Source organism: Paenibacillus glucanolyticus NBRC 15330, assembly GCF_004000885.1.
GTDB classification, from domain to species: domain Bacteria; phylum Bacillota; class Bacilli; order Paenibacillales; family Paenibacillaceae; genus Paenibacillus_AQ; species Paenibacillus_AQ glucanolyticus.
Genome location: NZ_BIMC01000014.1, coordinates 118,731 through 136,316, shown reverse-complemented (window position 1 = coordinate 136,316; position 17,586 = coordinate 118,731). Strand labels below are relative to the sequence as shown.

Here is a 17,586-nt window from a genome sequence, read left to right as displayed (position 1 = left end):
TTTGCGTATCCCTTGTCTATTCCAGCGACTCATAAATTTGAGCGAGCATATCGCTCGCAAACGACATGAGTTCATCCGGTGCGGAATCCGCAGCATTACGGGCACCGCCGCTATATTGAGCTAAAGCGCGCTGAATCAAGGGACGATACTTGGAGGGGAGTGCGTGCAGGCCCCATTCACCGCCTTCTTTTTTGGAGGATACCACGCCCTCCTTCAGATAGTACAGCACTCGGCACAGGTTCAGCGTATAGTACATGGGTGAGTTGGTGATGTCCTGCACCGCTCCTTCCACATCCTGTACAATCGCCTGGATGTAATACTGCCGGTCGATAAGATCAAAGATTTCTCGAACCGGTTTCCCGTACAAAGCAATGCCGCGATGATAGATCACGGTGTAATGAGCGGCCAAGTCAGCGTCCTCGAATCCACCACAAACATATTCGTTGTCGGTCAGGTACCTCTCGCGATGAAAGGCGGAATAGTGGAATTCGAACGGGGGCGGATACACGAAATTCTGCAGGCTGGATTCCAGAACAAGGCTAAGCTCCAATCCCTGCTGATTGGGCATGGTATCGTGTAAATCAATGATGTTCTTGGCAAGCCGTCTCATCTGCTCCCGGGTCAGCTTGTCCCGTACCACGAGCAGCAGATCCACATCGCTGGTGTCCGGATTGAAACATCCCATTGCCAATGACCCATGCAAATATATGCCGACCAGATTGCCACCAAGCTCCTCTTTAAATAATTCTACAACACGATTCAAAACCAAGGGTGTGTCCAACTTGATGCCCACCTTTAACTTATGTGATATTCATCCATTATGTTTGGGGATTATTTCCTTGTCAATTGGCGGCGTTGGCTGCAGCCGTTTACGCCAGTAATTGGGGCAGACTGCACCTGGCAAGCAGGGGAATTGTACCTGTGCATCGAAGTGAACAGTGGACTACTTATTTGGTGAAAGGACGGAGTTATGGCTACATTGAATCAGGACCAACCCGGCGCTGTCGAGGTATATGCAATCAAGAATTCGGACCATATCCGTGATGAGACGTTCCGAGCCTTATTCCTGACGTTGTCACCCGAAAGGCAGGACTACGTATCCAAATTCAGAAGGGTGGGCGATTACCACCGCTCAGTGCTTGGAGATGTCATGGTCCACCGGGTTCTTCGGGAGAAGCTGGGGCAAGGTCGAAATCACATAGAAATCATAAGAAATACATATGGCAAGCCGTTCCTGAAGGATTATGAGAACCTGCATTTTAATATCTCGCATTCAGGGCATTGGATTGTGTGCGCCGTCAGCCATGAGCCCGTCGGGATCGACGTGGAGAAGATGGAGGCCATCGATATGGATATCGCCAAGCGCTTTTTCCATAAAACCGAGTTTCACGCACTGTTAGACCGTGATCCGTCGGCGCGGCTTTCTCACTTCTTTGATCTTTGGACGTTAAAGGAAAGTTATATTAAGGCAGTGGGCAAGGGGCTGCACCTGCCGCTGGATTCTTTTGCATTGGAATTGAAGGAGGGCAAGTGGGCACCTGTTGTTGGGGAGAGTGGAGAGACGTATTCTTTTAAACAGTATGCACTGGAAGAAGGCTACAAGCTGTCGGTATGCAGTACCTGCCAGCATTTCCCCGAACGAATCCGGTTCGTAACGGCTGAGGAGTTGTGAATAGTCAGGAAAAAAACCAGCCCGGGGGATGGCCCCTGAGCTGGTTTTTTGGCGTTTCTGTTATGAATGGGATCAGACCGGGCGCAGTGCCGGCCACGCAAGCTCAATCCCTGCACTGACCAGCCTTTGCTGGAAGGTGGCCAGTCTTTCTGCATCGTTTCGCACGTCTGTCGGCAGGATGTCTTGATCCAGACAGTAGCTGATGCAATAACCGGCGGCTTCGCCGATGTTCCATTCTACGGGATGCAATCGGTAACAGCCATTGGTGATATGGGTTACACCGATGTTCTTGCTTGCAGCCAGCACATTCTTCATCCGTTTCGGGATTAAGCTGCCCAGCGGAATCTGGAATGGCAGGGAAGAGATATCGATGTAAGGGCGCTCTCCGGTGCTCGGGTGTAAGTCGATCCGATAACAGCCGATGCCGACCGAATCCTGGAACGTCTCGGCAACGCCGTCCGGCCGCGATTCAGTTGCCACATGCTGTTCCAGTACCGTAAACTCGGCTTGAATTCTTCTGGATTCACGGATATAAGGATACATGGCCATTCCGTCTTCCGTACCCACAACATCCGGCCGCAGGCGCAGCCCGGGGTAGCCCTGCCCGCCATCCGGCCGCGGCACCTCGGTTTGCAGCCAATACAGCAGGGACAGGCTCAGCTGCTTGGCCTGATACATACGATGGTCCGCGTCTTCCTTCGGTACATCGATAATGGAGCCCAGCCAATAGTCGTTTTGCGGCCAGTTTACCAGAGAAACCGGGCCTTCAAACGTGCCTTCGGCAAAATGCTTCGGGTCCAGAATTTGCCGGTATTGAAAGAGAGGGAATTTGCCATGGCCCGGAAAAATCTCATACTCAATCGGCTCATTTGTGGAAGGCTTGACGGCGGTCAGGCTTAACAGCTTATCCGGCCAGAAATCGGGCTTGTAATCGCGCCAAAAATCATACAGCTCCGGCTTCTCAATCGTATGGTCCTCGCCCTCCAGATAATCCACGGCAAAACAATACGTGAAGCCCTGCATGTCCTGCGGCAGCGGCTCCCCATCGACGGCATGCGGTTCGCCTGTCTGGGATTTGGACTCCGCTCCGGTAACATATTCGATACCCGCCAGCGGCAGCAGGTCCCCGAGCTCGGTGGCATCCACGAAGTACGGGGCCTGGAGCAGGATTTGATCCTGGGTCTCAAGATGTTGAACGGTTACGCAGTTCACGTGATCCCCGCTAACCTCGGCAGACACCGCCGCATATCGATACAGGATCGTGAGCCGCCCGCTGTGAATATAGGGGGCCAGCATTTGTTGCAGCACAGCTAATGCGGTCCGGGGCTCATGGCACAACCGGCTGACAATGCCGCTGCCGGGGTTTAGCTGTACATTGGATCTTGCTTTGGGAGTCATGGGGAAATGATCGCGATAGTACTGGCGGACGCCTTCGCGGAACTGCCTGTAGCTGCGCGTGCAGCCAAACGATTCAATCCATGGATGCTCGTCGGGCGGAACCGCCTGGCTTGTCAGCTGTCCTCCGATCCAGGCGGTCTCCTCCGTCATGATGACGGTTTTTCCTGATTTCGCAGCGGCGAGCGCGGCAGCTGTTCCACCTGTCCCGCCGCCGAGAATGACGATATCGGCCTGCATTTGTTGTGTCATTACACAGATTCTCCTTTGGGGGTGGTTTAGAGTGATTCAGTGATCCACATGATCAGAACAAAAAAAATGACTATTCTAATTGTAGGTTCTCTACCCAAGGAAAAGTACGGGACACAGGTGACCTTTTTTGGTAATTTGATGCGGTATTGCTGCGGTTTAAGGCGCGGCTCTGTACTTGCTGCGATATTGTCCGGGCGTCATTCCCTCCAGCTTGCGGAAGGAGCGGATAAAATTCTGCGAATTGTTGTAACTCAGCTTTTCGGCGATATCCTTAATCGGCATATCCGTTTCGACAAGCCACTTCTTGGACATTTTGAAGCGGTATTGGGACAGGTATTCACTGAAGGACATGTTGGTTTCTTTTTTAAATACACTGCTTAGATAGAAATTGTTGTAGTGCAGGCGTGACGCGCATTCCTCAAGCGTAATATTACGGTCAAATTCATTGCGGATCATCTCAATCATCTGCTCCGACAGATTCTGATATTGGGAGTCTTGGCGATCCCGGAATACACTCACCATCGGCCGGATAATACGGGATTTGAACCAGTTCTCGATATCGGGGTTGGTATAGAGCCGAAGGAGCTCCTCCACCAGGGAGCTGTCCCGGATTTCAAGCTGCTCCAGCATGATCCCGTTCTCTTGCATCACAATCATCAGATCATTCAACAGCCGGATGAATGAAATTTGGTAATCATGGGGCGTCCGATCCTTGCGAAATACTTCATCCAGCCACTGCTTCAGCAGCTCTATGGCCCGTTCCTCGTCAGCCAGCTTAATGGCATCAATCAGCTCGTTCTCAAGCTGCATCGGATAGAAATAGACCCGCGTATGCTTGCCGGAGTTGAGACTGAAATAGGGAATGATGACGCCGGTGCCGAGCTTGATGCGGTGCTTGAGCGCTTCGAGCCCTTCCTGATAAGCGCGTGATGTTTTGGATAAGCTCTCATATGGCAAACTGATGCCGATGCTGACTTCAAGATCCAGGACATGGCGGGTCGTCTTCTGAATCTCTTCAGATAACGTATAGAGATCATCATTGAATTCCTCCAGGGAAATCCCGCCCCGTCCGATCAGTGTAACCTGCGTTAGGTCAATAATGACGGACGGCAGCCGATGGGCGGAGGGGATCATCTCCTCAATAATATTGTTGATGGCAAACAGCAGCAGATCGGAATCCTTGCGTTCATAACGCGTTTCATCCAGCATGTCGATCTGAAGGGTAAACACCGCCAGGTGTTCCCAAGCGGATACTTGCTCCTCAAAGCCGAACAATTCGATTTGTTCCATCACTTCCGGGGGACTGATTTTGCCGAGGAACAGTTTATGGAGGAAAAAGGTGCGCAGCTGCTGGCTGGTCTGCCGCAGCTCGCTGCGGAGCTTGGTGTTCGAATTGAACATATCCCGGATATGCTCATCGATGACTTGCAGCTCGCTCTTTTTATTCGCTTGAATTTCCGGCAGGCGCTCTACGATATGTTGGAAGATGCGGCGGATGGGCGTGTACATCTTACGGGTACCGAGCCATACCAGCAGAACGCTAAGGCCGATCATCAGCAGGCAGATATACAGTGTAAACCAGCCGATGGAGCGGGACTCCTTGGTAATGGCGGACATTTCGGTGAAGGAGGCATACAGCCAGCCGTTAAAATCGGACCGTACATAGGTAACCGACACCGGCTTGTTATGTATCTTCGTTTCGAATTGCCCCGACTTGCTGTCAAAATGGTTCAGCGCCTCCTTCGCATACCCGTTATCCGTCAGGTACTGACCAAGCTTCGCTTGCTCGGGATGCACGATAATCCGGTAGTCATGGTCCAGTACCATCACCTCACGGGAATCGGAAGGGCTGTCCATCATCGCGGCGAGACTGCAGCTCGGAATGGTGGCAAGTGCGACTCCCCGGGCGATGGAGGCGGAGAGCGGCATTTTCTTAACAAGCGCAATGGTGTAAGGGCAGGCATAACTGAGCGTATCGCTGGAGCCCAGGGATTCCGTATCCAGCATCACCCAGTTGGAATTCCCCTGAAGCTCCATCAGTGTCAAGAGTTTATTTTTGGAAGCGTATTCATTAAATGGGTACATGCCCCGATTGTTGATCAGCCAGTTCGTGGTTGTATTCGCGAGAATGACATCCGTTACTTTAGTTTCAGGAGACTGCAGCAGGCTCATTTCTTCTCTCAGCTTGTTATACAATTGAAAGTCATAGTAGGACAGCGGCCGATACAGCGCACTTTGCAGAATGTTGGAATTAATCACGTAATTAAGTGTATAGTCCACCGTCCGCAGCACCTGCTCCAGATTGCTGTTCGTTTGATTCATAATCTGAATATTGCTGCCGTTTACATGGTTTTGCACAGAGGTTGATGATTTCATGAACGAGAAGAAGCCGAGGGCTGCAAGAGGGAGGATGCTGATGACACAGCCGAACAGGACCATTTTAGAATAAAAGCTACTTTTTGGATGCAATAGGTTACACCTTCCCATTTTACAAAGTGTATAATCATTGTATGGGCAACCCTGGTTTCATTCAATAATCATTTCGAAATGAATAATCACTGTATTTGATCATCATGGGCTTATCATGTAAAAAGATGTACATATGGTATGATCATCCCATTCATATGGGAATTGCAAGAAGCATGGTGGGAACGGAGGTAGAACGGAAGTGATGACCCGTCTGTCAAACTATGTATTTCTTACGCTGGCTGTCCTTATTGTCTCTGCTGCTTGCCTCAGCATGGCCAGATCCTCAGGCGAGGATGAAGGAAGTACGTCTTCTGGTCGATTAACCAGCATCTCTATTATGGCCAACCTGCACACCGCACAGGTTCCATCCGACTGGATTGAGAAATGGCTTGAGGAACGAACGGGCACTCAGCTGGACATTCAGTGGGTTCCGGACGGCAGCTATGACCAGAAGGTATATGCTTCGCTTGCAACAGGGACGCTGCCGCAGGCGCTGTATTTAAAAAATGCCGCATCCTTGTCCTATTTCAGAGATGAGATTCGGAGCGGGCTGTTCTGGGAGATCGGACCGCTGCTTGCGGACTATCCGAATCTAAAGAACCTGAAACCGGAGGTTCTGAACAATACCTCCATTGACGGTAAACTGTACAGCCTGTATCAGGAGCGCGCTTTAGCCCGTCAAGGCATCATTTACCGTAAGGATTGGGCAGACCGACTCGGGCTTTCGGCACCGGAAACGCTGGATGAGCTGTACGAAATGCTGAAAGGGTTTACATACAATGACCCTGACAACAATGGCGTTGATGATACCATGGGTTTGGCGGATCGGAATGATCTGATCTACGGGGCATTCAAGACCATCAGCTCCTATTACGGAACGCCGAATAATTGGGGATGGTACCATGATTCATTGCAGCCCGAGTTTGTGTTCCCGAATTATATGGAGACCATGAAGTTCTTCCGCAAGCTCCATAGTGAAGGACTTATGAACGAGGATTTTCCGATTACCAGTAAAACGGATCAGCAGGAGCTGTTTGTTACGGGAAAAGCCGGCGTATATATCGGAGCGATGGGGGACGTGCTGTCTTTGGAATCCAGGCTTCTTGCCCATGATCCAGCAGCAGAGCTGGATGTGCATAATCGGGTGCTCGGACCGGAAGGGTACGGCATATGGGCCTCGGAGGGATATGGGACGGTGATCTTGTTTCCGAAGTCCGCCATTGCAACGGAGGAGGAATTGAAGAAAATCCTCTCCTTCTATGATGCGTTAATGAGTCCCGAGCTTGCGAATCTGATTTATTGGGGAATCGAAGGAACCCATTACACCGTTCAGAACGGCAAAGCCATGGCGGTGGATGCTTTTGAGCTTAAGGAAAAGGACGTAAAGCCTTACCAGGCCCTGATGGTCGGAGGATTCAGCACCATACCGGGCATGCTGCAGCCGGTTAACGCGAATAAGGTCAAGGATAAGGCAGAGCAGCTGATTTATGATAATGAAAGCTTCCTGATCTATGATCCGACCGGCCCACTGGAATCTCCGCTGTACAATGAGATCGGAGTCAGATTGAATGAGCATATGCGGGACGCCGCATATCAATTCATGCTCGGCATGATGGATGAGAAGGGATATGAAGCCGAGATTGATCGCTGGCTTGAAGATGGGGGCAGGCAAATTATCGAGGAATATAATGCGTCTTACCGAAGGACGGTAGGGGCGTATCTGCATGAGTAAACCGCTGGGGAGCACGTTCCCTGGCGGTTTTTTTTTGACTTGGCGCGCGAGTGCCATGACAGTGGCAGCATAATCATTAGATTTGATTTAGGTGGTTCCACATATGAGGCGAGCCCGAAATCGCTACATCCAATCTTGGGATTATATACGTAACGGAGCGCCATAATCTAAGCTGTTACTTGCCAGGCCCATTCAAATTTTAATACGGAGGTCAGAAGATGAAGAAGAAAAAAGCCAGTTCCATCCTGGCAATTGTAACCGCTTTATCGGTGTTGGCGGGTTGTGGCGGCGGCAGCTCCGCGCCTGCGGCAACCGGCACTTCCAATGGCAGTGCAGCGCAAGGGGAGAACAAGAGCGAACCGGTAGCCATCTCGATCATGGCCAACCTCCATACCCCTGAAGTTCCCTCCGATATGATTGAGAAGCTGCTGGAAGAGAAAACGGGCACCAAGCTGGAGATTCAGTGGGTACCGGACGGTACATATGACGAAAAGGTTAATGCATCCTTTGCCACAGGAACGCTGCCGCAAGTGACATATCTAAAGAATGCAGCTTCGCTGGTGAATATGCGTGATGCGATCCGCAACGGTCAATTCTGGGAAATCGGCCCGCTGCTGGATCAGTACCCGAACCTCAGTCGGCTGAAACCGGAGGTGTTAAAGAACACGGCGGTGGACGGCAAAATCTATGCGCTTTACCGTGAAGTGCCCTTGTCGCGCCAAGGCATCATTTACCGCAAGGATTGGGCCGACAAGCTTGGGCTCAGCGCTCCAACCCATATCGACGAATTCTACAACATGCTGAAGCAGTTCAAGGAGAACGATCCTGACGGCAACGGCAAAGATGATACCATCCCGCTGACGGACCGAAACGATTTGGTCTATGGTGCCTTCAAGACGATAAGCTCCTGGCTCGGTACACCTAATAACTGGGGCGAGAAGGACGGCAAGCTGGCACCCGAATTCATGTTTCCTGAGTATATGGAGACGATGAATTTCTTCAAGAAGCTTCACCAGGAAGGCCTGATTAATCAGGATTTTCCGGTCACCAGCAAAACCGATCAGCAAAATCTGTTCATCACTGGCAAGTCCGGTGTTTACATCGGAGCGATGGGGGATGTATCCAGCCTGCATCCGAAGGTCGTGGAAGTGAACCCGGATGCAGAGCTCGACGTCCAGAATAAAATCGAAGGCGGACCGAACGGCTATGGCATCTGGTCTGTGCCCGGCTATGGCTCGGTTATTCTCTTCCCGAAAACAGCCATTAAAACAGAAGAGGATCTGAACAATGTTCTTACATTTATGGATCAACTGATGAGTCCAGAACTTGGCAACCTGATCTATTGGGGGGTTGAAGGCACGCATCACAAGCTGGAGGACGGCAAGGTCATTCCTTCAGAGGACACCAAGCTGACGGATCGTGAAGTGAAGCCCTATCAAGCGATCCAGGTCGGCGGGCCTTTAACAATCGAAGGATTTTATGAACCGAAGCATATGCTCCCTGTCAAAGCAAAATCCGAAGAGATGATTACGGAGAACAATGATTATCTGATTGAGGACCCGTCGGCCGCGCTCGATTCCAAGACGTTTAACGAAAAAGGCGTACAGCTGCAGGAGATGATTAAGGACGGTACGTATCGCTACATGCTTGGCGATATCGATGAGGCCGGATTTCAGTCCGTCGTAGATAACTGGCTAAAGAGCGGCGGTCAACAAATTATAGATGAATTCAATGTTTCCTACTCATCTTCCAAATAATGAACAGGCCAGCATCCCGAGGAGTCGGGGGACTGCGATGCTCTGCAGTCCCCCGGGGGTTCGGGGCAGAAAGGAAGTCTTTAGATCATGAGCGAAACCGCAGTGAAGACCGGGATGCGCAAAAGCACCCCCAAAATACCGGAGTCTGGCCGAATGAGAAGAATCATAAAAAACCGGGCGATCTACCTCATGATTCTTCCGGGATTTTTATACTTTCTGATCTTTAAATATATCCCGATGTCGGGATTGATCATAGCTTTCCAGGAGTATCAGGCTTATCTTGGCGTTACGGGCAGCCCCTGGGTTGGACTCAAGCATTTCGAACGGCTGTTTACCGAGCCGATGTTCTTCACGATCCTTGGCAACACACTGCTGCTGTTTTTCTTGAACCTGGCGTTCTATTTTCCTGTGCCGATTATTCTAGCCTTGATGCTGAATGAGGTGCGGCGCGAGGTGTTTAAACGTTTTATCCAGACGCTGGTATACATTCCCCACTTCATGTCTTGGGTCATCATCGTATCCATTTCGTTTGTGATGCTCTCGATGGACCGCGGAATCATTAATGAGTTAATGGTTATGGCCGGATTCGACAAAATCAATTTCCTCATGAGCAGCGATTGGTTCAGGCCAATGTATGTCATGCAGGTCATCTGGCGGGAAGCGGGCTGGGGGACCATCATTTATTTGGCCGCCATGGCCGCGATTGATCCCGGTTTATACGAAGCGTCCCGAATGGACGGGGCAAGCCGTTTTCGGCAAATGTGGCATATTACCCTCCCCTCCATTCGCAGCGTGATCGTTGTACTGTTGATTCTGAAAATCGGGGATGTGCTGGAACTTGGATTCGAACATATTTATCTCCTCTTAAACTCGATGAACCGGGATGTGGCGGAGATATTCGATACGTATGTGTACACTGCGGGTCTCAAGCAAGGACAATTCAGCTTCAGTACAGCCGTCGGGTTCTTCAAATCACTGATCGGTCTGATCTTGGTGATGCTGGCCAACAAGCTGGCGAAAAAAGCCGGAGAAGAAGGCATCTATTAAATAACAGAAAGGTGGACCGCTATGGTACAAGATAAAACGATTTCGAGCCGAATCTTCGATATCGTGAACTATACGCTGCTGTCGATCATTGGCCTGGTTACGATTCTGCCTTTCCTTCATGTCATCGCCGGATCCTTCACAACGGTGACGGAGCTGGCGCAGAAGCAGTTTGTCCTGTTTCCGACCGTATGGTCCCTGGATGCCTATAAATATGTATTTTCAACCAATACCGTTTTTCGCTCGCTTGGCGTTTCCGTGGGGGTAACCTTCTTCGGCACCTTGTTCAGCATGCTGTTAACCTGCCTGATGGCATACGGACTGTCGCGGAGGGATCTGGACGGCCGAAACTTCATAATGTTCATGGTATTGTTCACGATGCTCTTCAGCGGCGGTATGATTCCCACGTTCCTCGTTGTGAAGGAGATGGGCCTGATCGATACCTATGCAGCGCTGATTGTCCCGACGGCCATCAACGCCTTCAATCTCATTATCATGCGAAACTTCTTCCAGAACCTGCCTGAGGGATTGGAGGAATCCGCAAAGATCGACGGCGCAGGCGATTGGGGCATTCTGTTCCGGATTGTCATCCCGCTGTCGATGCCGGCCATTGCAACGATATCGCTTTTCTATGCGGTAACCTACTGGAACACCTATATGTCGGCGATTCTGTATCTGAATGATGCGGCCAAATGGCCTGTCCAGGTCATCCTGCGGCAGATTGTCATTCTGGCCAGCGGATTGGCAGCGGACACGTCCGGTATGGACGAATTTGTCCGTCCGCCGGAGCAGACGGTGAAGATGGCGGTCATTGTCATTGCGACGCTGCCGATCCTGTGTGTATATCCGTTCCTGCAGAAGCATTTTGCGAAAGGTGCGCTGCTGGGTTCAATCAAGGGGTAGGGAGGAGCTGTGGATCGCTAATGGAAAAGAGACAGTATGCGCCTGTTATTGCCGGGAATTATGCCGACCCCTCGGTCATCCGGGTAGGCGCGGATTATTATATGACGCATTCATCCTATAAGCTGACGCCCGGGCTTATTATCTGGCATTCGCGCGATTTGCTGAACTGGAGCAGGGTTGGGGCTGCGCTCCCCCGTTATGAGGGGGACGTGTGGGCGCCGGATTTTGTGGAGCATAACGGGGTGTACTATATCTATTATCCGGCGGGGAGAACGAACTGGGTTGTAACGGCGCCCAGTCCGGCAGGGCCATGGAGCAAACCGATCAATTTGGGCATCAAGGGAATTGATCCAGGGCATACGGCAGGACCGGACGGAAAGCGTTATCTGCATATGTCCGGAGGTGATTGTGTAGAGCTGACAGCGGATGGATTAGCGATTGCCGGTGAAATCAGACACGTGTATGACGGCTGGCGATATCCGGATGACTGGGTAGTGGAGGCATACAGTCTGGAAGGACCGAAGATCACCCTTCACGATGACTATTATTATTTGACGGTGGCTGTAGGCGGGACGGCTGGTCCGCCTACAAGCCATATGGCCGTATCGTCAAGATCCAGAACGCCTTCGGGCCCGTGGGAGCATTCTCCGTACAACCCGATAGTTCACACGGAATCCAGGAGTGAGTCATGGTGGTCCAAAGGACATGTATCATTGATAGATTCTCCAGACGGTCAGTGGTGGATGGTATACCATGCCTATGCCAATGGATTTCATTCGCTTGGCAGGCAGACCCTGCTTGAGCCGGTCGAGTGGACCCCGGACGGGTGGTTTCGTGCTGCGGGAAGCCGTCAAGGGATCGATCATCCGGATGGTGTGGAAGGTGCGATTCCAGCAGATGAGGCAGCGTCGTTTCTTGATACCTTTGACGATTCTGAACTGGGCCTGCACTGGCAATGCGAGGGTGTGGAGCCTGCGGTCCGGTTCCGTTCGGGGAATCATGAGCTGGTTGCTGAAGCGGCAGCGGAGGAAGCCACAGCTTCTCCGCTGCTCTATATGGCGGGCAGTAAGCGTTATTCGGCAGAGGTCGAGGTCGTTGTGGAGGGACCGGCAGAAGGTCGTCTGCTGCTCTATTATAATGATGAGGCATATCTCGGCATGGGAGTCAACGAGCACGGAGTACGGCATTTCCGCTCATTCAAGGGATACGGCACGATGCCGAATCATACTCGCAGGGCATTTCTGCGGTTGGTGAATGATGCGCATACCGTATTTTTCTATTACAGCTTCGATGGGCTGGAATGGATGCGATATGACAAGGTGGTGGACGTCTCAGGGTTTCATCACAACACGTTTGGCGGATTTCAGAGCCTTCGCATCGGATTGGATGCCGTTGGTAAAGGCAAGGTAATCTTCCGGAATTTTTCGTATAACGTTCTAAGCAGCTGAAAGGGGGGGCTTGAAATGAAATCCTATTTAGAAGACCTTGTTGCACGTGGTGACGGGCTGTTTGAAGGTTTCTTCGAGTGGCTTGCGCTTCAGTATGATGAAGTGAGCGGCGGCTTCTATTATGCCCGCAGCTCCAGGGGAGGAGAGGCGTTTACGCCCGATATCGAATCGACGGCCCAAGCGCTGAATATCATCGAGTGCTGTGGAGCGGGCAGCTTGCTGAGCGCAGAGAGGAGAGATCGCATCGTCCGTTTTTTTCAAGCGAAGCAAGACCCGGTAACGGGTTTTTTCTATGATGCCGATCCCCGGATGAGAAGGGACGATGTGATGGTCGGCCGTGCACTTGGTTATAGTCTGGGGGCTCTTCACAAGCTGGGAGCAGCTCCCTTGCATCCGCTGCCGGGCCATCGCAATATGGCGCCGGAATACTGCGATTCACCGGAGGTTTATGCCGAATGGCTCCGCTCGGTCAGTCTGGCAAACAGCTGGCGCGGCTGCGACAGATTGTGTAATTCCGCTCCGCATCTGATGCAGATGACAGCGGAGCAGCGGCAGCCCTTTTTAAGAGAAGCGCTGTCTTATTTCGCCAGCATGCAGGATCCGGAGACCGGGTTGTGGGGAGAAGGCGCCCCCTATGTCCAGATTTCAGGGACCTTTAAGCTGCTGACCTTCTATAACCGATTCCATGTTCCGCTGCCGCGGACGACAGAGATATACCGCTCATTGCGGCATGCCCTGCGAAATGAGAGGGCAGTGGATATGTGTTATATCCGGAATCCGATCAGTCTGCTGTCATCGATGAGAATGGAACTGCCAATGCAGGCATTGGCCGAGATCACCGAGATTACCCTGCACAACATGGCACAGCTTAAGCGTGAGGATGGAGGATTCTCCAGAGAGATCGATCACTCCCCGCCAGCACCGAATGTGGCGCAGGTAAAGCCGGGAGAGTATTATCCCGACATGCCCGCGGCTGTTCCGTTAGGTATGGGTGAGGTGGAAGGGGACATGAATGCGGGAACGCAGGCCATTCTCATTCGTTATTCCCTGCGCGAGCTTGGAAGACTGGCGGAACGGCATCTGCCTTATGCGGAATCCGAGCTGCTGCCTCATTGGGCAGATGCGAAAAGGATCGGTGAATAATCTGATATTCATATAGGGATTCGCGGGACCTGCGGCGAAGAAGTAGGCAGGGGCATTAAGGAAGCCGCAAGAGTGACGCCTTTTCATGAAGAGCGGGGATGTGCGGGGACATCGACATCAGTTGCTCTTCTTGTTGTTCCTTGCGGAAGGCAGAAATCGCTTAGAGTTAAGACATGGATTATGGACTATGGATTAGCAGAGGAGGAGGAACATGGCGGCCATTGGAGTTTGGGAGCAAGCGGAGCCCGGGGTTACAAGAAAGGTGTTTCAACCGGGAATCGGGCTGATGATGATGGAGGTTCATTTTGAAGAAGGGGCGGAAGGGGCACTGCACTCCCATCCTCATGAGCAGATGAGTTACTGTTTGAAGGGTGTCATTGAATTTAAGATCAACGGAGAGAAGACCCTTGTTCGTCAGGGAGACACCATCGTCATTCCCGGCGGAGCAGAGCACGGGGTGAAAGCCCTTGAGCCATCCGCTCTTCTGGATACGTTTACACCGCTCAGACTGGATTTGCTTGGCACTTGAGGAAGGTGCGAACGGAGGGAAGTGAATCTATTGACAAGGGAGCAGGAAGGAATGGGTATAATGAAGCTTTGGGAAGAGGATATTCCCGGATATGAGTCGGTGGAAGAGAAATTCGCACCGTACATGAAACCTTATATTTTGGAAAATGATTCGCCTCGCGGAGCCGTGCTTGTGCTGCCGGGCGGTGGTTATGGAGGACGTGCAGACCACGAGGGCGGTCCGGTTGCCATGTGGCTGAATTCGATTGGCTTATCGGCCTTTGTGGTTCATTACCGCGTGGCCCCTTACCGCTATCCCCATCCGCTGCTGGATGCTCAGCGAGCGATCCGTCTGGTAAGACATCATGCTGAGGAATGGAACATCGATCCGGACCGCATCGGGATCCTGGGCTTCTCTGCCGGCGGACATCTCGCGGCTACTGCCAGCACTTATTTCGATGAAGGGAACCCGGAGTCGGCAGATGCTGTGGAGCGGCATAGCTCACGGCCGAACGCTTCGATTCTGTGTTACCCGGTTATATCGTTTAAAGATCACTACCATGAGGGCTCCATGTTCAATCTGCTGGGTGAGGAGCCTTCGGAGGACAAGAGGCAGGCGCTGTCCCTGGAGTGGGCGGTTAAACCGGAGACCCCGCCTGCCTTTCTGTGGCATACGGCTGATGATGGGGCGGTTCCGGTCGAGAACAGCCTGATGTATGCCAGGGCACTAAGTGAGCAGCGCATCCCGTTTGAGCTTCATGTCTTCCCGGAGGGGCGCCATGGACTTGGGCTGGCCGAAGCGGACGTCAGTGTCGGGCAGTGGACGGGCCTGTGCGAGGGCTGGCTTCGGAAAATCGGATTTTTGTCGCAAGTCGTGATGCAAGAGCAAGGAAGATAAGGCCGGAAGGGCATGACCTTGAGAACACTTTGGATGACCAAACAAACAAGCTCATCTGATGCATCCTTCAGATGAGCTTGTTCGTATGGCCGAAAGATCAGGATCGGACTCTGATCTCCTGGCGGAGGAACAGAACGCAAGAGATGGCGAAGCAGATGAGCGTGGTCGTGGTCAGCCTGGCACTATGGTGCCTTGATGCCTCCGACCTGCCGGGGACATCCATGAATCTAAGCAAGGGAACGCCTGGTGTGAAACAGCGAGTAAATCGAAGGAGGTGGGTTCGGGATGCGGGAAGCAGATACTTTACTGGAGCACATGTATAACGAAGCAATGAGAGAAGCGAAAGACAGGCAGGTTTCCATGAGTCCATCAGAGAGGAAGCGGCATTTGAAGCAAGTGCTTTGGCAATTGATCGGCGAGTTCGAAATCAATGTAAACCACAAGCCTGTAATGCTTGAACGAGTGCCGTGTGAAGGCTACATTCGCGAAAGGGTGGAGCTGTCCGCTGTACCCGGCGTATCCTATGCTGCCTATGTATTGATTCCGGAAGGCAATCAGGGGAAGCCGATGCCTGCCGTCGTTGCCGTTCATGGCCATGGCTATGGAAGCAGGGAGATTGTGGGGCTGAGGGAGGACGGATCAACTGATACCGATCAACCAGGCATCCATCGGCATTTCGCGGTTGAACTGGCGCGGCGGGGCATGGTGGTAATTGCCCCGGATGTAGCCGGTTTCGGTGAACGTCGCCTTGCGGCGGATCTCGCACGGAACCCGGATACCGCGAACTCCTGCCATCGGTTGTCTACCCAGCTGATGATGTACGGCAAGACGGTTGCCGGTCTGCGCGTGGCCGAGACACTTGGGGCAGTGGGCCATCTGGCCGAGCGCTCCGAGGTTCAGCCAGGCAGAATCGGCATTATGGGTTTTTCGGGCGGCGGGCTGATCTCGTTCCTGTGCGCGGCGCTGGATGAACGAATCCGGGCCGCTGTGCTGGCTGGGTATCCTAACACCTTCAAGGACAGTATCATGGAAATCCGCCACTGCGTGTGCAATTACATCCCCGGTATTCTGAATCATGCCGAGCTGCCCGAATGGCTGGGGCTGATGGCTCCCAGGCCCTTGTTTCTGGAGTCTGGAACGCATGATCCGATATTTCCCGCTGCCGGTTTTAACGCTGCAGTTGATCGGCTCAGGGAAATATACCGGCGCGAAGGCTCTGAGGAGAACCTGCAAACCGATCTGTTCCCGGGGGCCCATCAAATCAGCGGCAGGCATTCCTACGATTGGTTATTCGAGCAGTTGAACCGCCCTGATATGCCTCCGCCATTGCCTAGGATCCGTTTTTAAAGCTTGGTGCGACTATGAAAGCCATAAATGGTTAATGCGTAATGATATGTCCCGTTATATGTCTGCATCTTGTGTTTTTTACTTATCACTTTCCCCCGTACAGGCACTTCTGGGCCGCTGCCTACATACAATGAGAAGACCGAGAAACCGAGCGCGATAAGGGCCGGTTGCATTGTAACTTCGCAGGAGGTGTCCCAAAGTGCCTGGACTGTTTACCGCAATTGCTTTGTTTATTAAAGAGTTGACCCTGCTCGTTTCGTACGTGAAAAACAACGCGTTTCCTCAGCCTCTGACTGAGGAGGAGGAAGCTAAACATCTGCAGCGAATGGCCGAAGGCGATCCTCAGTCGCGCAATAAACTGATTGAGCATAATCTTCGGCTGGTCGCACACATCGTCAAAAAATTCGATAACACCGGCGAAGATTTGGAAGACCTCATATCCATCGGAACCATCGGTCTGATCAAGGCCATTGAAAGCTTCCGGCCCAACAAGGGCACAAAGCTGGCCACATTCGCAGCTCGATGTATCGAAAACGAGATATTGATGCATTTGCGCTCGCTTAAAAAAACCCGCAAGGACGTATCCCTCCACGATCCGATAGGAACGGACAAAGAAGGGAACGAAATTACACTTATAGATATCCTCGGAACAGAAGCGGATGATATCGTGGATGCGGTGCAGCTGAAGATTGAGAAGAGCAAGATCTATAGGAATCTCGATATACTGGATGATCGCGAGAAGGAAGTGGTTATTGGTCGCTTTGGCCTGGAAGCCGGCGGAGAGGAACGGACGCAGCGGGAAATTGCCAAGGAGCTTGGCATTTCACGCAGCTATGTGTCACGCATCGAGAAGAGGGCGCTGATGAAGCTGTATCACGAGTTCTACAAGCAGAAGCGATAGGCGCAGCCCGTTGGAGTTTTTCTTGGATCAACGTTCATGGTTCTCATATAGAGCAAACAAAGCCACTTCCCATTTAGGGAGGTGGCTTTAGCTTGGTTTATGCAGAACGTAAATACAG

The 17,586-nt window shown here is 52.0% G+C and carries 15 protein-coding genes; 12 read left to right on the top strand and 3 right to left on the bottom strand.

What is annotated here, in order from left to right; genetic code table 11:
• Positions 1 to 16 precede the first annotated feature (16 nt).
• Complete coding sequence (locus tag PGL02S_RS19605) at positions 17 to 763, bottom strand: aminoglycoside adenylyltransferase domain-containing protein (RefSeq protein WP_244892247.1); 747 nt, start codon at positions 761 to 763, stop codon at positions 17 to 19.
• Between the two features lie 207 nt (positions 764 to 970).
• On the opposite strand from PGL02S_RS19605, the gene PGL02S_RS19600 reads away from it, so the two are divergent.
• Positions 971 to 1,672: a 4'-phosphopantetheinyl transferase family protein gene (locus tag PGL02S_RS19600; RefSeq protein ID WP_051449365.1), complete on the top strand. Its 702-nt coding sequence runs from the start codon at positions 971 to 973 to the stop codon at positions 1,670 to 1,672.
• A gap of 72 nt (positions 1,673 to 1,744) precedes the next feature.
• Here the strand turns inward: PGL02S_RS19600 and PGL02S_RS19595 are convergent, their stop codons facing one another.
• On the bottom strand, positions 1,745 to 3,319 hold the full coding sequence (locus tag PGL02S_RS19595; RefSeq protein WP_036644572.1) for an FAD-dependent oxidoreductase: 1,575 nt from the start codon (positions 3,317 to 3,319) through the stop codon (positions 1,745 to 1,747).
• Positions 3,320 to 3,475: 156 nt separating this feature from the next.
• On the bottom strand, positions 3,476 to 5,788 hold the full coding sequence (locus PGL02S_RS19590; protein ID WP_173937147.1) for a helix-turn-helix domain-containing protein: 2,313 nt from the start codon (positions 5,786 to 5,788) through the stop codon (positions 3,476 to 3,478).
• A gap of 202 nt (positions 5,789 to 5,990) precedes the next feature.
• On the opposite strand from PGL02S_RS19590, the gene PGL02S_RS19585 reads away from it, so the two are divergent.
• From PGL02S_RS19585 to sigK, 11 genes are all read left to right on the top strand, one after another.
• On the top strand, positions 5,991 to 7,520 hold the full coding sequence (locus PGL02S_RS19585; RefSeq protein WP_036644568.1) for an extracellular solute-binding protein: 1,530 nt from the start codon (positions 5,991 to 5,993) through the stop codon (positions 7,518 to 7,520).
• Positions 7,521 to 7,738: 218 nt separating this feature from the next.
• A complete protein-coding gene (locus tag PGL02S_RS19580) occupies positions 7,739 to 9,277 on the top strand; it encodes an extracellular solute-binding protein (protein ID WP_036644565.1) in 1,539 nt (512 codons plus the stop codon).
• Between the two features lie 87 nt (positions 9,278 to 9,364).
• Complete coding sequence (locus PGL02S_RS19575; RefSeq protein WP_036644563.1) at positions 9,365 to 10,324, top strand: ABC transporter permease; 960 nt, start codon at positions 9,365 to 9,367, stop codon at positions 10,322 to 10,324.
• Between the two features lie 21 nt (positions 10,325 to 10,345).
• On the top strand, positions 10,346 to 11,224 hold the full coding sequence (locus PGL02S_RS19570; RefSeq protein WP_006208946.1) for a carbohydrate ABC transporter permease: 879 nt from the start codon (positions 10,346 to 10,348) through the stop codon (positions 11,222 to 11,224).
• A 20-nt stretch (positions 11,225 to 11,244) separates the two neighbouring features.
• Positions 11,245 to 12,672, top strand: coding sequence for a family 43 glycosylhydrolase (locus PGL02S_RS19565; RefSeq protein ID WP_036644561.1), 1,428 nt, complete (start codon positions 11,245 to 11,247; stop codon positions 12,670 to 12,672).
• Between the two features lie 15 nt (positions 12,673 to 12,687).
• Positions 12,688 to 13,815, top strand: a complete 1,128-nt coding sequence (locus PGL02S_RS19560) for a prenyltransferase/squalene oxidase repeat-containing protein (RefSeq protein WP_036644559.1) — start codon at positions 12,688 to 12,690, stop codon at positions 13,813 to 13,815.
• A 211-nt stretch (positions 13,816 to 14,026) separates the two neighbouring features.
• Positions 14,027 to 14,344, top strand: coding sequence for a cupin domain-containing protein (locus PGL02S_RS19555; RefSeq protein ID WP_036644556.1), 318 nt, complete (start codon positions 14,027 to 14,029; stop codon positions 14,342 to 14,344).
• Between the two features lie 60 nt (positions 14,345 to 14,404).
• Positions 14,405 to 15,220 (top strand): alpha/beta hydrolase, encoded by an 816-nt coding sequence (locus PGL02S_RS19550; protein WP_036644553.1) that lies wholly within the window; start codon positions 14,405 to 14,407, stop codon positions 15,218 to 15,220.
• A gap of 71 nt (positions 15,221 to 15,291) precedes the next feature.
• Positions 15,292 to 15,543 (top strand): hypothetical protein, encoded by a 252-nt coding sequence (locus PGL02S_RS28285; protein WP_164762879.1) that lies wholly within the window; start codon positions 15,292 to 15,294, stop codon positions 15,541 to 15,543.
• Complete coding sequence (locus PGL02S_RS19545) at positions 15,506 to 16,567, top strand: dienelactone hydrolase family protein (protein ID WP_036644551.1); 1,062 nt, start codon at positions 15,506 to 15,508, stop codon at positions 16,565 to 16,567. The genes PGL02S_RS28285 and PGL02S_RS19545 overlap by 38 nt, the downstream gene beginning before the upstream one ends.
• 199 nt (positions 16,568 to 16,766) lie before the next feature.
• Entirely contained in the window at positions 16,767 to 17,468 is a 702-nt protein-coding gene (gene sigK / locus PGL02S_RS19540; protein ID WP_006208952.1) for an RNA polymerase sporulation sigma factor SigK, read from the top strand.
• Positions 17,469 to 17,586: the final 118 nt, after the last annotated feature.

Coding starts and splice junctions, on each gene's coding strand:
- PGL02S_RS19555 (WP_036644556.1), top strand. CDS start 14,027: ATGGCGGCCATTGGAGTTTGGGAGCAAGCGGAGCCCGGGGTTACAAGA.
- PGL02S_RS28285 (WP_164762879.1), top strand. CDS start 15,292: ATGAGCTTGTTCGTATGGCCGAAAGATCAGGATCGGACTCTGATCTCC.
- PGL02S_RS19595 (WP_036644572.1), bottom strand. CDS start 3,319: ATGACACAACAAATGCAGGCCGATATCGTCATTCTCGGCGGCGGGACA.
- PGL02S_RS19575 (WP_036644563.1), top strand. CDS start 9,365: ATGAGCGAAACCGCAGTGAAGACCGGGATGCGCAAAAGCACCCCCAAA.
- PGL02S_RS19580 (WP_036644565.1), top strand. CDS start 7,739: ATGAAGAAGAAAAAAGCCAGTTCCATCCTGGCAATTGTAACCGCTTTA.
- PGL02S_RS19600 (WP_051449365.1), top strand. CDS start 971: ATGGCTACATTGAATCAGGACCAACCCGGCGCTGTCGAGGTATATGCA.
- PGL02S_RS19585 (WP_036644568.1), top strand. CDS start 5,991: ATGACCCGTCTGTCAAACTATGTATTTCTTACGCTGGCTGTCCTTATT.
- PGL02S_RS19565 (WP_036644561.1), top strand. CDS start 11,245: ATGGAAAAGAGACAGTATGCGCCTGTTATTGCCGGGAATTATGCCGAC.
- PGL02S_RS19570 (WP_006208946.1), top strand. CDS start 10,346: ATGGTACAAGATAAAACGATTTCGAGCCGAATCTTCGATATCGTGAAC.
- PGL02S_RS19545 (WP_036644551.1), top strand. CDS start 15,506: ATGCGGGAAGCAGATACTTTACTGGAGCACATGTATAACGAAGCAATG.
- PGL02S_RS19550 (WP_036644553.1), top strand. CDS start 14,405: ATGAAGCTTTGGGAAGAGGATATTCCCGGATATGAGTCGGTGGAAGAG.
- PGL02S_RS19560 (WP_036644559.1), top strand. CDS start 12,688: ATGAAATCCTATTTAGAAGACCTTGTTGCACGTGGTGACGGGCTGTTT.